Source organism: Chryseobacterium sp. G0162 (genome assembly GCF_003815715.1).
Classification (GTDB): domain Bacteria; phylum Bacteroidota; class Bacteroidia; order Flavobacteriales; family Weeksellaceae; genus Chryseobacterium.
The window spans coordinates 3,588,640-3,604,683 of the sequence record NZ_CP033922.1 but is presented as its reverse complement, the minus strand read 5'-3'; the positions used below and the strand labels follow the sequence as shown (position 1 = coordinate 3,604,683).

Here is a 16,044-nt window from a genome sequence, read left to right as displayed (position 1 = left end):
AAAGTGGTTCTCAGTATTATACTTTAAAAGTTTTTTTCTTTAAAGCCAGGGGCATTCTGGTCCTTATCTGAAAGCAAAGCATCTTTTTCATCAATTTTCCAATCTATATCAAGATCAGCATCGTTATATTTCACACTTCCTTCAGACTCTTTATTATAAAAGTTATCACATTTATAAGAGAATACTGCATGGGTACTCAATACGGAAAAACCATGCCCAAAACCTCTTGGTACATAAAGCTGTAATTTGTTTTCCGCAGAAAGTTCAATTCCAAACCATTGGCCAAAAGTTGGAGAATCTTCTCTAAGATCAACTGCTACATCCCATACACTTCCTTCAAGGCATGATACTAATTTGGCCTGGGCATGTTCGCCTTTTTGAAGATGAAGCCCTCTTAGAACGCCATAAGAAGACTTGGAAACATTGTCCTGAACAAAATGTCCTTTCATTCCTGTAAGTTCTTCAAACTTTTTCTCGTTGAACTTTTCAAAAAAATACCCTCTATCGTCTTCGAAAATAGTAGGTTCTATAATGTAACAATCTTTAAGTGGGGTTTCTTTAATTTTCATAATAGTCAGAAAATTTTATTTTAAAATAGTTATTAGGGTTCTCAATAGGATTTTGATATCATTGCTGAAAGATATATTTTCCAGATAATCCAGATTCATTCTTACTTTATGTGGAAATAATACTTCATCATTATATTGCAACGGATCTTTCTGCATCTTAAGAATATTTTCTTCATCCCTGTATACAATACTGGCTTCACATGTCAACCCGGGTTTTAATTCCAGTACCTTTCTATCTACACCTTTAAGTTTATCATAATATCCTTCAATATCTGGTCTCGGTCCCACAAAACTCATATCTCCTTTTAAAATATTGAACAATTGGGGAAGCTCATCCAGTTTTAATTTTCTGAGAATTTGCCCTGTTTTTGAACAGGTTCTTTTTTTCCCATGAATGGTTTTAAACTTAAAAATCGTAAAAGTTTTTCCATACTGACCAACTCGTTTTTGAAAAAAAACACCATTGGAAGATGTATCTAAACTAGCAATAATGAATAAAATAATCAGCAGTGGTATCAGAAAAACAGTCAACATTATCGCAAGGATAAAATCAAAAACAGTTTTCCAATATGTATACTGATTCATTTATTTCTAAAAATTAAGATCCGAAGAATGCTTTTATGACATTTGATATTCTTACTCTATCTTCATCAGATAAATTAGAACCTGAAGGTAAACATAATCCGTTATCAAATAATTCTTCTGCTACTTTTCCCCCATAATAAGGTGCATTGGCAAAAACCGGCTGAAGGTGCATTGGCTTCCACAAAGGTCTGGATTCAATATTATCTTCAAGGAAAGCTAAACGAAGCTCTTCACGGGTTTTTCCTGTAACTTCAGGATCTACGACGATGGCGGAAAGCCAATGGTTAGAGTAATAATCAGCATCTGGTTCAGAAAAAACAGTTACTCCATCAATGGTAGCGAATAAATCTTTGTAAAATTCATGCATTGCTCTACGTGCATCAACACGACTTGACAAAACTTCCATTTGCCCTCTCCCAATACCTGCCGTTATATTCGACATTCTGTAATTGTAACCGATATGTGAATGCTGATAATGAGGTGCATTATCTCGTGCCTGAGTTGATAAAAAAACCGCTTTATCTTTATCTTCCTGAGAACGGCAAACTAATGCTCCACCTCCGGAAGTGGTAATAATTTTATTTCCATTAAAGGATAATACTCCAAAACGTCCGAAAGTTCCGGCTGCTTTTTCTTTGTAAGTTGAACCTAATGCTTCAGCAGCATCTTCAATGACAGGAATATTATATTTTTCGGCAATAGCAGAAACTTCATCCACTTTATAAGGCATTCCATATAAATGAACCGCTAAAATAGCTTTAGGAGTTTTCCCTTTTGCAATTCTGTCTTGTATGGCTTCTTCCAATGCTTTTGGACAAAGGTTCCAGGTTTCAGTTTCTGAATCTACAAAAATGGGAGTTGCCCCTTGATATGCAATAGGATTTGCTGTTGCAGAAAAGGTCATGGATTGACAAATAACTTCGTCTCCATACCCAACACCCAATTCAATTAAAGCCAAATGAATTGCAGCAGTTCCCGCAGATAATGCCGCTACTTTTACCTCTGCATTTAAAAAATTCTCTAAATCTTCTTCAAATCCATTAACATTAGGTCCAAGTGGAGCCACCCAGTTTGCATCAAATGCTTCGTGAATATATTTTAATTCTGTTCCTCCCATATGGGGTGAGGATAACCATATTTTTTCTGACATTATTTTGTTTTTACTAGTGCAAAATTACTTATTCAACTTTATAAAAGTTTACTTATTTCGTTTAAATTTTTAATTCTATACTGTGGTAAATATTCACTTTCCAGTTCAAAATTCTGTTGATGAATATTTTGACCATTATCTAATAAGCAAATGCTTATCCACCCCAATTTATTGGGTGTTATAAAATCTTTCTTTGGATTATCCGCAATATAATAATAGTCTTCTATTCCTTCTTCTATAAAGATAAGATAATTCTTTTGGTCTGGTTTAGTAGATCCAAATTCTTCTGAGACGATCACTTTATCAAATATTGCTTCAACCCCCAATGCCTTCAGTTTATTTCGTTGAGTTACAGATCTGCCATCAGTTATAAGCCCAATTTTATATCCCTGATTTTTTAAATTCAAAAGCAATTCTTGAGTATCCTTATTTAAATGAATTTTTGGAAAATGATTTCTGTAAATTTCTAATAGATCTTTTACCTCAAATTTTGAATATTGAATATTTAAAAATTCAAAAGCATTTTCCCCTCTTTGATATTTAGAAAACATTTCTTCGTAGAGCTTTTCCTGAATTTCAGGATCTACAATTGATGCAATTTCTCTATAAGCGGATTTGAGGTAATCAACCTCATACATCAATGTATCATCCAAGTCAAAAATAATGTACTTAGCCTTCATAGTTGCGAACTAAAACTTCGTCATCATATCGAAGCATTAACAAATTATTTTCCCAGCTATCAAAATATTCAATAGAATGATTTAAAATATATTCATCAATTAAGTATTTAGGATAATTGGCTCCTGCTAAATAACTCAATGGGTAACCTCCTCCAAATCTTGGATTAATTTCAATTCCTATTATTCGCTTTGATTCCTGATTAAAGAAAAACTGCATAGTCAAACAACCAACTGCTCCTTCAATGTGAGACAACCGTTGCTTTACATACTCTACGATTTCGTTTTTATTTGTAACCCCTTTATTGACTTCTCCGGCACGAACAAAAATTCGTTTCCTGGGAACAATACATTTTAGGTCTCCATTTTTATCAAAATAAGTATCTACCGTATATTCATCATGTTTTGCATGATCAATATACTCCATAAACATCAATTTGGGATTTTGAAAATGATAATCAGTAAGATCTGATTCATTTTCAATAAGAAAGGTATCTTTGCTTAAAGAACCATCGTATGGCTTTATAAATAAAGGAAATGAAAGATTATTTTTGTCTAAATCTTGGGGAATATCAATATTATTTTCAACAAAAAATTGATTGATGATTCTTTTATCCCGACATGCTTTTACAAACCCAAGTCCTGAAACAATCGGAATAATTCCTTCTTTTAAAAACAATTCTTTATGCTCTGCTAATACTAATAATTCAGTATCAATTGTGGGTATAATTAATTTTATACTTAGCTCTTTACAGATCTGAATAAGCTCTGAAATATAATTAGAATCTGTTACTCGTTTTACTGTTCGGTATCCATCAGAAACATGACAAGCTGGTGCCAGTATAGGGTTTAAGTCAACCGTATAAACTTTATTATTTTCGTTAAGTTTTTTTATTTCTTTTTGAAATGCTTTCACTAAAGAAACCCGTTGTCCTGCTGAAGTGATTAATATGTTTTGATTCATCTTAATTATTTCCGTTAAATACTTCCATTGTTGCCTGCCCTTCTTGTGAAATTCCTTCTCGTACAAATACTTTTTTTAAAGTAAGAAAAAATATTTTAATATCTAATACAAAGGAAACATGTTCTACATACCATACATCTAGTTCAAATTTCTTTTTCCATGAGATTGCATTTCGACCATTCACTTGAGCCCAACCTGTAATTCCAGGTCTAACGTTATGTCTTCTTTTTTGCTCTATATTATACAAAGGAAGATATTGAGGTAATAAAGGCCTTGGTCCTATTAATGCCATATCCCCTTTTAAAACATTTATTAATTGTGGAATTTCATCCAACGAAGTTTTTCGTACAAAAGAGCCAATTCCCGTCAGTCGTTCAGCATCTGATAAAAGATTACCATTGGCATCTTTTTTATCATTCATCGTTTTGAATTTTATGATCTTAAAGATACGCTCATTCATTCCTGGGCGAAGTTGAAAAAAGAAAGGCTTACCGTCATTAGCAAAATACAACCCAATAGTAACGATTATAAAAATTGGAGAAAGCAGTATTAGTCCAATTAACGCAGCAAAAAAATCAATAAAACGTTTGAAAAAATTTTTATACATTATTTTAATTTGCTAGATATCAAAAAATAAGATTTATCAACAGTATATTTATTAAGAAGCAGTTTTTCAGCATTGTTTCCTAAAACAGATAAATCTTCATTTAACAGTTTGTTTAAACAATTTTGCATAGATTCCTGATCTCCCGATAATACTTTATATCCGCATCCATTCTCTTCTACAATATCCCCAATGTCTGTATTCGGATCAGTTGCGACCAGTACAGGCATCTTCATTTCTAAATAAGATAATAAGCGTGAAGGAAAATTAGGAATTAAAAATCTTTTATCCAAGAATATCAATCCAATATCACATGCTGCTAACATTCTATCATAATCTTCTTTAGGAAGGCTCTGTAAAAGTTTAGCATTTTTAGGTTGTTTTGCATCAAACCATTCTTTCATTCTTGCAAATTCTGTCCCACCACCAACAATCAGAAAAAAAGCTTCTTCATTTGTTGTTACTTCAATTGTTTCTAACAGAAAATCCAAGCCTTGAGGTTTGCCCAAGTTACCACCGTAAACAAATACTTTCCTGTCTGCAGGAATATTGTATTTTTCACGAATTGCTTTTTTCTCTTCATCGGAATAACTGAACTTTATAGGCTCAATGGTATTCGGATTAACCTCTACTTTTTTCGGGTTTACTTCCGGATTATGTGTTAATACAAAACTGACATTTGCAGGGGACATACATCCTATGGTATCAGAAATCTGGTAAAGTTTTTTTTCTTTTTTTAAAAATTGTTTATGAATAAAACCACCTTCTTTCAACATCGCCATATCTACTGCGTTTTGAGGAAAAATATCCTTTAATAACAGATAGCTATAAGCATGATCCCGTTTTTTTATAAATTCAATTACTTTTGCGAACGTAATAGGAGGTGTTGAATACAACACCAAGTCAAATTTTTTATGAGCCAGATACTTTTTTATGGCTGACAAAAACTGAAATTCAATTGCCAAAGTACCAATACCTTTTTCAACAATATTCGTTTTTTGGATATTGAATGTTTTAACCTGAAGTATTGAAACTCCTTCTTTCTGTTTAAAATTCGTAGAAATTTTCTGACGTCTTTCTACAGGAGTAACAATGGTAACGTCATGACCTTCATCTCTAAACTTCCGCAACAGATCCTGATAGATACCCCGCTGTTCAACCGAATCTATACTGGCTAACGTGAGAAAAACAACATTCATATTATCTTAAATTTCTTCGGACCAAACCGTTCTTTTGATATAATCTGTGTAAGAAATAATAATTCTTACTACTTTTTCTGAAACATTTGGCATCGAGTAATCTGCTACGGGTCTGAAGTTTCTTTCTTCATCTACTTTTTGCTGTAATACCTGAACTAATCCCTGCATAATTCTTTCTGGAGACAAACCAACCATCATTACAGATGCTTCTTCCATCGCTTCCGGACGCTCATGTGCCTGGCGAATATTTAAAGCTCTGAAATTTAAGATTGATGACTCTTCAGAAATGGTTCCTGAGTCTGACAGACATGCATAAGCATTCATTTGCAATGCATTATAATCGTGGAAACCTAGAGGTTTTAAAAACTGAATTTCAGGACGCATTTCAATTTGCATCTTATTAATCATATTTTGTGTTCTAGGGTGTGTAGAAACAATAATCGGGTATTGATATTTTTCTGCAATAGCGTTAAGAGATGTCATTAATCCACGGAAATTCTTTTCAGAATTGATATTCTCTTCACGATGGGATGATACTACAAAGAATTTACCTTTTTCAAGGTTTAATTTTTCTAAAACATTAGAAGCTTTAATTTCAGGTAAATAATGATTTAAAACTTCAAACATCGGCGAACCGGTTTTGATAATTCTATCTGCCGGAAGCCCCTCTCTTAACAGATATTCACGGGCAATATCAGAGTAAGTAAGATTGATGTCTGCAGTATGATCTACAATTTTACGATTGGTTTCTTCAGGAACTCTTTGGTCAAAACATCTATTTCCGGCTTCCATGTGGAAAATTGGAATATGCCTTTTTTTAGCAGGAATTGCACAAAGACAGGAGTTAGTATCCCCTAAAACTAAGAAAGCATCGGGTTTCAACTCTTCCAAAAGCGGATCAATTTTAATTAAAATATTTCCTACCGTTTCAGTTGCGGTCTTACCAGCTGCTTCTAAAAAGAAATCAGGTTTACGAAGACCTAAATCTTCAAAGAAAATTTGGTTAAGTTCGTAATCATAGTTTTGTCCTGTATGGACGATAATATGTTCAACAGCTTCGGATGCATCCAAAGCTGATAATACTCTTGATAATCTAATAATTTCTGGACGTGTCCCAACGACCGTCATTACTTTTAATTTTTTCATTTTTATGTTTAGCTATTAAACAGTTTCAAAATAGGTATCTGCATCTTCCGGGTTGAAAGGCTCATCAATCCAGAAAATTGTATACAAATCTTCGTTTCCGATGTTTTTGATATTATGGGTATACCAAATCGGCATATCTACATAAGCAGGCTCTGTTCCATCTAAATAAAAGTCTAAGACTTCATTCGTATCAATTTTTCTTAATTGAATTAAAGCTTTACCCTTAATTACGGCAAATCTTTCAATTTTACGAGTGTGGTAATGATTTCCTCTGGTAATATCCGGAACTGTAGTTGAGAAAGAACATTGGCCACCAATTCCTAAACGAATTACTTCTACAAATGCACCTCTCGGATCTGTATGTTGTGTGAATTTAACTGGAAAATGAGTTTTATAATCCATATAAGAACGATAAGTGTTGAACAAATTATGTTCGAATTTATCTTTCAGGACCGGGATCTCTCCACCATCAAAATATTTTACTTTATAGTCATTCAATAAAGCTAATACTTCTGAAACTTTTTTAGTTGAAGTTGGCTCTATAAATAATTCCGGTTCACTTTTTTCTGATCGAATTTCGTTAATAATATTCATGACCAATTCCTGAACATAAATCAATTTAACTTCACCGTCATTTACTATTGTTGGCATTTCGCCATGTGTCAATTGATAACAAAAAGTAGCAACAAATGAATTATAAAAAGGTTTTCCAAAGGCTCCAAAAACATTTGGAATAATCAAACCGGTTACTTTCCCTCCATTTTCATTGGCCCAGTTTACAATGGCTTCGCGGCCCTCACGTTTTGATCTTCCATACAGATTATCTCGTTCTTCCTGTGTAGAAGACGAAATCAAAACATGAGCTTTAGAATGGGTTCTTTTTAACGATGCAACCAGCTTATTTGACAATGCAACATTTGTCTCATAAATCACTTGCTCAGAATCATGACGATTCATGGCTGCTAAATGTACAATTACATCACATTTTTTAGTGAATTCATCTAATTTATCGTCGTCTTCAAAGAATTCTTTTTGAAAATCAACAGTTTCAAATTCTTCTGGAAATAATCCCAAAGTATTGTATAGATGGCTTCCAACGAAACCTTTTTGTCCAGTAATTCCTACTTTTTTCATAGTTAATTTTTAAAGTAATCTAATGAGAATCGGTATTCGTCTTGGATTTCGCCCAAGGCATAATCTGCTAAAACCAGTAATTTACTTCCTTCTTTTTTTGCTTGAATTGCAGTTATATACCCTGCTGGAATATGCAGATAAGTTAAGGATTCGCAATCTAACTGATATTTCGTAATCATTAAATCTTTTGAAGGTTGAGTAAAGTCATCAATTTGGATCACTGACACTTCAAACTCCCCTTTCATACAAGCAAACCAACGTTGCTCTATTTTATGGCCTTGCCAGCCTCTTATAAACTCTGTAGAATGATTCTCTATGGTATAAATACGTTTAACTTCTGAAGCATCAAATTCATTATTGAAAGTGATAATTCCTCTCTCATCTTCATGTTTTTTACCAGCCAGAATCATAATTTCCCGAATTTTAAATCTAATTAATATGGATATTGCATAACGTCTTCTCCAAAAATTTCTTTTCGAATAAGCGGTAGTTTAGAAATTAATTTTTTAAGCCCTTCAACTCCTTGCTGTTCTGTGTTATGAGAATGGTAATCTTCTATTTTGGAAACATCTTCTTCACCTTCCGAAAAATACTTAGCATAATTTAGGTCTCGATTATCAGCTGGAATACGATAAAAGTCTCCCATATCTTCTGCTTTAGTCATTTCTTCACGGGTACAAAGCGTTTCATATAATTTTTCTCCGTGACGTGTTCCAATAATTTTAACAGGAACTTCTTTTCCTGTCATTTCGATTAATGCCTGAGCCAAATCTCCAATACTTCCTGCTGGTGCTTTGTTTACAAATAAATCTCCCGGATTTCCATTTTCAAAAGCAAATAAAACCAAATCAACGGCATCTTCCAATGACATGAAAAATCTTGACATATTAGGATCTGTTATCGTAATAGGCTGCCCTTTTTGAATTTGATTTAAAAACAAAGGAATAACTGACCCCCGGGATGCCATCACATTGCCATAACGTGTTAAGCAAACTACAGTATCGGTAAGGTTTCTGGCCTCAGCAACTGCAACTTTTTCCATCATTGCTTTAGAAATACCCATGGCATTAATTGGATAAGCCGCTTTGTCTGTAGAAAGACATATCACTTTCTGAACCTTGTTGGCCGCAGCTGCCCGAATTACATTTTGGGTACCTTCCACATTGGTTTTTACCGCTTGCATCGGAAAAAATTCACATGAAGGAACTTGCTTTAAAGCAGCAGCATGAAAAATATAGTCTACACCTCGTGTCGCTGGTTCTACCGAACTATAATCGCGTACGTCACCGATATAGTATTTAATTTTATCATCCTTATAAAGATTTCGCATATCATCTTGTTTCTTCTCATCACGAGAAAAAATACGAATTTCTTTAAAGTGGTCTGTTTGTAAAAAACGATTCAAAACAGCTGTTCCAAAAGAACCTGTTCCACCTGTGATTAATAGTATTTTATCTTTTATTTGCATGTCTTAATTTAATAATTTAATCAATTGATTTATTTCATTTTTAATGATTTGCTGTGTTGAATGTACGTTATTTTTTATACTTTCTACCAATGCGAGATAAATACTTTTTTCTTCAAAAGGATCAAAAGTAACACTTGGTTCGCATACCTGAAACATATAAGGTAAATTAGCCCCAATCACTTTACAGCCACACTCTATAGCTTCTACAATACCTAGCCCAAAGCTTTCTTCCAAAGATGGAAAAACTAAATATTCGGTTTTATTATATCGTTCTATTAACTGTTCTCTTTTAACAAATCCTAAATTAACGATAGGATATCCTTGGTTTATTTTCTCTTGAATGAATTCTCCCAGAGAAATAAATGTGCCAAGATCCACTGTTATATATAATTTCCCTCTTTTTGTTTCATCATAAAATTTGCAAAATGCATTTAATAACCGAATATGATTTTTATGCGGGGTACCTGCACTTACATAAATATATGAATCAGCTTCCCTCTGATTTTCTTTATTTATTAAATCCTCGTTTGGATAAAATGGCAGTGTTACTACATTATCAGCGTTAAATGTATATTTTTTCAAAAAGCTTTCTTTCATCAAATTGCTTTGCACTAAAAGAAAATTTGTATTCTTCAAAAATTTAGAAAAAATAAAGGATTTTACTCTAAACAATAATCTTTGGGAAATATTAAATTCTTTCGGAATAGTAAGAAATAGTCTTTGTTGAAGATAGGTATAGACCGGTATATTTAGCTGGAGCGTTGGAGGTAAATTTCCAAAACAGAATACTTTAGTAAACTTTTGAGAATTATTCTTATAAAACCTATGTCTGTTAGATAAGGATGCTTTTAAATACTGCTTTCGATCAGATGGAATGTAGCCAAAATCATTTGAACATCTTTCATCAAAGAGATAAAAAACTTCCAATTTATGATCCACTAACTTCTGAACTAAATAATCAAGAAGAACTTTCCCCCCACCATTGTTAATATACAAAGCATCAATTAATAACATTATTATTCAAAATTGTGTTTACATTCGACTCTATTTCATAGTTCCTATTCGTATTGTATTTTAGTTTTCTTAAAATACCAAATTCCTTAGCAGCAATTATTTTAAGGTTTTTCGCACCGCCCTGACTTGTAAATGCTAAACATCCTTCGGAAATATTATAAATGGAAACCTTCGGAATATAAAAATCAGTTTCAAAATTAACAAATCGCATATTATTAAAAAAATAATTTCCATTAATTACATCATTGTTAATTTGTTTTACTCCATACTTTCCTGAGCCAAGATAACAATTATCTATGATTACATTGCCTGGGCCAGTTAAACCAAATCCTATCTCGGTAGTTTCAATATGACAATCCCGTACTTCTGTTGATGCACCACACATAATGGCGATTCCACCTTCTGCATATCCTTTATTTCTAAGAGTACCAATCTGCTCAATATCTACTCTCTGTATCATTAATCTTGAACCTTTTTCTTCTATTCCTATTTCCGAACAACCTGTAATTATTCCATCAGTAATTGATGTAAAATAACTTCCATTTTCAAAAACTATTCCTTTTCTACATGCACCAACAAAAAAGTCACGTATTTTATTATTGACAGCTGTATTTCCTTTAATTCCAATATCAAAATTTGAAATTCTTAGTTTTTCAAGAAAATAAAAATTTGAATTATTAAGGATTAAACCGGTTGTAGAAGGTTTATTAGATCCACGAATACTTAATTCACTTACTTTAGCACTTGAAACATCTTTATAAGGTGAAAGTCTGATACCATCCGCTAAACAGTTGATAACCGTTGCATTAATTCCTTCTCCAGTAATGCTGATAAAGGGATCTCTCACTTCAATCACTTTACTTGTCTTATAGATTCCTTTTGGAATAAATAGGGTTCCACCATCAAAAGCCGCAAGATAGTCTATTGCCTTCTGAATACCTGCAACATCATCATTTTTACCATCTCCTTTACTGCCAAACCACTTTGCGTTAACATTTCCAGAAAAGTTTCTTTTATACAATTGTCCTTTTATATTAATAAAAATAACCTGGTCTGCTTTATAGTTTTTAGGAAGTGAATTTTCATATTTTTCAAAAGTAAACACTTCATTTACATTTTGATCAAGAAGAAAAACTTTATCTGTTACATTAATATTCTTACTATTTTGTACAGCATCGTTAATTGACATATACTTAACATCTTGAGAAAAACAAAATGTGATATTAAAAAACAAAATGATTAAACAAATATTTTTCATACATTAAATAATTATGAGTTCAACTTATATTATCCGACTTTGACAGGAAACTCTTTATTAAAAATTGACTTATAAGGAATATATAGATCTTCATAAGCACTAATCACTCCACTAAATTTAAAGCCTAAGTAAATAATCATCAATAGCATCAACATATTCTTATAAATTTTATTTTTTGTCAAAGAAACGAGTACTGGAAATAAAAATATTTGGAAAATTTCGTAGTATCCAGAAAAACGAATCAATGCAACTGAAATAGGAACAAACAAGATAAATAGTACAACACTTATTAAATAAAGATTGAAAATACCTCTAAATTTTTCTTCTTTTTCATATTTATCAAAAAAATACACAATAAAAATGGCCAATAGTCCTAATCTATAAATAACTCCCCTTATCATTGTCTCCATGGGCGAATAAGCAGAACCAAATGCCTCATCAGAGCCTGATTCCAGGTATAAAGTACCTCTTTCAGAAACAGATCCCAAACCACTACTCGCTACTATTGCTAAAAGTGAACTTGCAACAAGGGTTAAAGCAAAACTGGAAGCAACAATTATAATTACTTGCTTTCTGGATAATTTTAAAGTATATATCCAGTATGCAGGTAGAAAAATGAAGGCCGATTTATGAAAAAGCATTGCAATGAAAACTACTAGTAAGTACAGTAATAGTTTCCGTTGAAAAATATAATGAAAAGAAAACACACACACAGCAATTGCTATGGCTTGTCTTGTAAAGAAAATACTCGCAATGGAAAGGCTCAACCAAACCAACAAAGATATGAGTAAGCCATCTGAATATTTCTTAAGTATATAGTAGAAACAAAAAAATATAATAGCGCCTTCACAAAATAACAGCACTGAAAGATTTCCTGTTAGATCATAAACAATTACATTAAGTTTACTAAAAAGGAATTCGTAGCTATTCTTTAAATATTCATTAGATCCAATATTTTCAAATATGAATTTGTAGGCTTCCCAATCTGAGCCTCTTTCCCATCGGAGAAAAGACAAGCAAAAAAATAAGAGTATAAAAAATAACATCACAGGTTTGCCAAAACGCTTACCTATATTGAGTTCAATAAAGCTTAGAAATGCTATTATATAGAAAATAAGATATAAATACATTCTAGTTATTTTTTATAATTAAGGGTAAAACAATATGCTTCCAATCAAAAATATTTTTAATTTTCTCAAATTCAATTCGTAAATCAAAATTTACATTTTTTTTATCCACAACATCTTTTATAATATCTTTCATTTCTTCTATGTTTTCACAAAGATACCCTACTTTTCCGTACGAAAATACATGATTAAAATAGCTGTTTTTTAAGGCAATTATTGGTTTATTATGATTAATTGCATCAAAAATGGCACCGCTTGCTGTTAAGCGATATTGATTTTCATTATAAAAAAACAAAATGAAATCTAATTTTTGAATGGCATCATTATATTCTTTGGTAGGTATCGAAGTGTTAGGCTTTGCTAAAAAACGTAACAACGGATAGTTTTCAATATTATAATTATGTTTTCCGATAACATGAAATTCAATTACGCCTTGATGAATGGAACTTTCTAAATGTTGTGACAATTTAATAAAGTCACTCATTCCTTTGTTTTCACCCACAGTACCTACTATTCCCATTCTAATTATATTAGAATCCGAACTTTCAGACACGGCATTGCTATCAAAGAAATAAGGATGCTCAATGCTCTTAATAATTTTGGAATTAACGGGAAATATTTGTTTAAGGTTATCTTCTATAGATTTCCCCAATGTTAATATTTGTATGTTTTCCGATATTTTATTTTTAAAAAAATGTTTCAATAAGCTTTTATAAAGAAATATCGGTTTATTTTTGGGTACGTCTTGGATCATATACTCCAATTCCCCATGGGTTATTATCCCTAATTTTATATCAAAAATATTGACTAATGAATTCAGATACAAAGTGCTAAATTCATTCAAATTAGCCAAAATTATTTTTTCTTTTCTATTTTTAATAAGTAAAAAAAACAATAAAAAACTTGCTAATAGTTTTCTTAAAAAAATATGATAAGACTGGCTTCCCTTTAAAACTTTAATTTTTTTAAAATGAATCTTAGACTGATCATATGACAATGCTTTGTCATTTAAAATTTTCGTAATTGCCTCAATACAAGAATCTGATGATATATAGGTTATTGAATCATAATTTTTTTCTAAAATTTTAAAAAAAGCTGTATTAAAAATCTCATGAAAATTCCCTATTGAATTTGTATCGATAAAAACAATATCATTTTTCATATTTAATAAGATTTAAAATTTGCCTTTAGAAAATCAACCTTTTCTTTGATTGTATACTTCTTACTCCCCAACCTTCCCAACGTTGCAAAAAAATCTAAGAAGACATACTTATAATAATCTTTGCTATCATGTTTTTTTAAGTAACGATTTCTACTTTGGTGTATTACAGTTCTTTTGAAATTGGAAACAGTAGCTCCCAGATCACTTCCACCCTCTAAATGTATAATTTTTGTCGTTGTTAGAATATAATTCTTATATCCAAGATTTGCTAATCTTTTTTGTAAATCTGTTTCTTCATAATATAGGAAGAAATTTTCATCAAAGCCTCCAATTTCTTCGTAAATATCCTTTGAAATCATCAAATCTGCCCCTGTGACAAAATCAATTTCTTGTGATTCTTTTTTTGTTGAAATTTCAAGTTCTTTGATCGTTTTTCCCAAATAACTGTTGATATAATTCTTAGCTTTCGGAAAAAAACCACCACTATTTATAAAATTATTTCCTTCATCAATTAAGATACAGCCCAAAGCTCCAATATTCAATTCTTTTTGATTTGCAATATAGAAATCCAACATTTTTTTTATAGAGTTTTCTAACAAGATCGTATCAGAGTTTAGTAAAAAAAGATATTGACCTTTTGCTGATTTTGCTCCCATATTATTGGCAGATCCAAAACCCAAATTACGATCAGATTGAATATATCTAATATTTTCAGTTTTTGAAAGAATTTTTGAGGATTCATCACTAGAAGCGTTATCTACTACTATGATCTCATAAGTGAAATCACTTGAAAATTTGCGAATACTTTCTACACATTCCAATGTTAGTTTACAAGTATTATAATTTACAATAATAATAGAACATTCTAAATTTTGCATTTTTTTTAAACTTATTTTGATTCTAGTAATTCATATAATCTTTTTACCAAAACACGCCAATCGTAGTTTTGTTCTGCATACTCCATAATGCTTTCTGCAGAAGGTAAATGCATTTTTTCATCTATAATATCTTGAAGAATTGAAGATAATTTTTGAGAATCACCTATAGGAAATAATTCCCCAAATTTACCAAAACTAGAAATTTCTTGTGCTGGTAATAAATCGCTGGATACTAAAAAATTCCCATGTGCGAGAGCTTCTACCAATACTAAGCCAAAGCTTTCATATTTTGAAGTTAAAACAAAAATCTTTGATTTAGCATAATACTCATCTAAAAGCTCTCGACTAGAAATATTGCCAGTAAATTCTATTTTTCCCTTTAACCCCGGAGCATTTAAAAAAAAATTATCAATCGTCTCTGAGAAACTACTATCATAGGGTCCTACAATATCAACTTTCCAGTTTTTTAAATCTATGTTTGATAAAGCAGATAAAAAATACTTAATACCTTTTTCTTCTCCACTCACTCTTCCAACCCATAGAAGCCTATTCTCTTTTGGGGTGTTATTTTTTGAACTTTTGATAAATCCATTTGGAAGGAAACTTACGTTAATATATGAAAACTCATTTATAAAGTTGGCAACTTTATTAGTCTCAACCGTAAATTTTCCAGTTTTATTATATAAGAAATTTCTAATTTTATAGTTAATAGACTTAGGATAAAATTTCTCATTTAAAAAGGCATCATTTGCATCCATTTTAAAGTAAAATTTAAGCCTATTAAAAGATAGTATTTTAAATAGGAAACTAATGAGAATTTTTTTGAAGGAAGGATGAAACATCATTATATAATTCATGCTCCAAAAATGACAAAGCAAAAAAAGAAAAATATTTAGATCTTCATTCTTAAAAACTTTTTTTATCGGCTTATAATGTAACCCTTTAACTTCATTTTTTAAATAAGGCAAGTTTTCAGGCTTTTCATAGAATGAGATGTAAGACTCATAGTACCCCTCCTTTTGCAACATGTAAGGAATCATCCCAACATCTTTTACCAGGTGTACATTTTGTCCGATAGGAAATATACAATGAAACTTCTTTTTCCCCAT

17 protein-coding genes are annotated in these 16,044 nt (G+C 31.4%); all 17 read right to left on the bottom strand.

The window, feature by feature from the left end; genetic code table 11:
* Positions 1-23: 23 nt before the first annotated feature.
* Positions 24-569, bottom strand: a complete 546-nt coding sequence (gene rfbC, locus EG344_RS16320; RefSeq protein ID WP_123910421.1) for a dTDP-4-dehydrorhamnose 3,5-epimerase — start codon at positions 567-569, stop codon at positions 24-26.
* A 15-nt stretch (positions 570-584) separates the two neighbouring features.
* On the bottom strand, positions 585-1,154 hold the full coding sequence (locus EG344_RS16315; RefSeq protein ID WP_123910420.1) for a sugar transferase: 570 nt from the start codon (positions 1,152-1,154) through the stop codon (positions 585-587).
* Between the two features lie 13 nt (positions 1,155-1,167).
* Complete coding sequence (locus EG344_RS16310) at positions 1,168-2,304, bottom strand: DegT/DnrJ/EryC1/StrS family aminotransferase (protein WP_123910418.1); 1,137 nt, start codon at positions 2,302-2,304, stop codon at positions 1,168-1,170.
* Positions 2,305-2,342: 38 nt separating this feature from the next.
* Positions 2,343-2,984: an HAD family hydrolase gene (locus EG344_RS16305; protein WP_123910416.1), complete on the bottom strand. Its 642-nt coding sequence runs from the start codon at positions 2,982-2,984 to the stop codon at positions 2,343-2,345.
* On the bottom strand, positions 2,974-3,945 hold the full coding sequence (locus EG344_RS16300) for an ATP-grasp domain-containing protein (protein ID WP_123910414.1): 972 nt from the start codon (positions 3,943-3,945) through the stop codon (positions 2,974-2,976). The genes EG344_RS16305 and EG344_RS16300 overlap by 11 nt, the downstream gene beginning before the upstream one ends.
* Before the next feature lies 1 nt (position 3,946).
* Positions 3,947-4,552, bottom strand: coding sequence for a sugar transferase (locus tag EG344_RS16295; RefSeq protein WP_123910413.1), 606 nt, complete (start codon positions 4,550-4,552; stop codon positions 3,947-3,949).
* Positions 4,552-5,514, bottom strand: coding sequence for a glycosyltransferase family 4 protein (locus EG344_RS16290; RefSeq protein WP_228412751.1), 963 nt, complete (start codon positions 5,512-5,514; stop codon positions 4,552-4,554). The genes EG344_RS16295 and EG344_RS16290 overlap by 1 nt, the downstream gene beginning before the upstream one ends.
* Before the next feature lie 240 nt (positions 5,515-5,754).
* Positions 5,755-6,894, bottom strand: a complete 1,140-nt coding sequence (gene wecB, locus EG344_RS16285) for a non-hydrolyzing UDP-N-acetylglucosamine 2-epimerase (RefSeq protein WP_123910409.1) — start codon at positions 6,892-6,894, stop codon at positions 5,755-5,757.
* Between the two features lie 15 nt (positions 6,895-6,909).
* A complete protein-coding gene (locus EG344_RS16280) occupies positions 6,910-8,028 on the bottom strand; it encodes an NAD-dependent epimerase/dehydratase family protein (protein ID WP_123910406.1) in 1,119 nt (372 codons plus the stop codon).
* A 2-nt stretch (positions 8,029-8,030) separates the two neighbouring features.
* Positions 8,031-8,438 (bottom strand): WxcM-like domain-containing protein, encoded by a 408-nt coding sequence (locus EG344_RS16275; protein ID WP_123857374.1) that lies wholly within the window; start codon positions 8,436-8,438, stop codon positions 8,031-8,033.
* A 23-nt stretch (positions 8,439-8,461) separates the two neighbouring features.
* Complete coding sequence (locus tag EG344_RS16270) at positions 8,462-9,496, bottom strand: polysaccharide biosynthesis protein (RefSeq protein WP_123857375.1); 1,035 nt, start codon at positions 9,494-9,496, stop codon at positions 8,462-8,464.
* Positions 9,497-9,499: 3 nt separating this feature from the next.
* On the bottom strand, positions 9,500-10,510 hold the full coding sequence (locus EG344_RS16265; RefSeq protein WP_123910403.1) for a glycosyltransferase: 1,011 nt from the start codon (positions 10,508-10,510) through the stop codon (positions 9,500-9,502).
* Positions 10,497-11,768 carry a glycosyl hydrolase family 28-related protein gene (locus EG344_RS16260; RefSeq protein ID WP_123910401.1) on the bottom strand — a complete coding sequence of 424 codons (1,272 nt, stop codon included), beginning with the start codon at positions 11,766-11,768 and terminating at the stop codon, positions 10,497-10,499. Before EG344_RS16260 ends, EG344_RS16265 begins: the two co-directional genes overlap by 14 nt.
* Positions 11,769-11,797: 29 nt before the next feature.
* A complete protein-coding gene (locus EG344_RS16255; RefSeq protein WP_123910398.1) occupies positions 11,798-12,898 on the bottom strand; it encodes an EpsG family protein in 1,101 nt (366 codons plus the stop codon).
* A 1-nt stretch (position 12,899) separates the two neighbouring features.
* Positions 12,900-14,057, bottom strand: coding sequence for a glycosyltransferase (locus tag EG344_RS16250; protein WP_123910395.1), 1,158 nt, complete (start codon positions 14,055-14,057; stop codon positions 12,900-12,902).
* 2 nt (positions 14,058-14,059) lie between these two features.
* The gene (locus EG344_RS16245) at positions 14,060-14,935 is read right to left on the bottom strand and encodes a glycosyltransferase family 2 protein (protein ID WP_123910392.1); all 876 of its coding nucleotides are present in this window, start codon (positions 14,933-14,935) and stop codon (positions 14,060-14,062) included.
* 11 nt (positions 14,936-14,946) lie between these two features.
* Positions 14,947-16,044, bottom strand: coding sequence for a glycosyltransferase family 4 protein (locus tag EG344_RS16240; protein ID WP_123910389.1), 1,098 nt, complete (start codon positions 16,042-16,044; stop codon positions 14,947-14,949).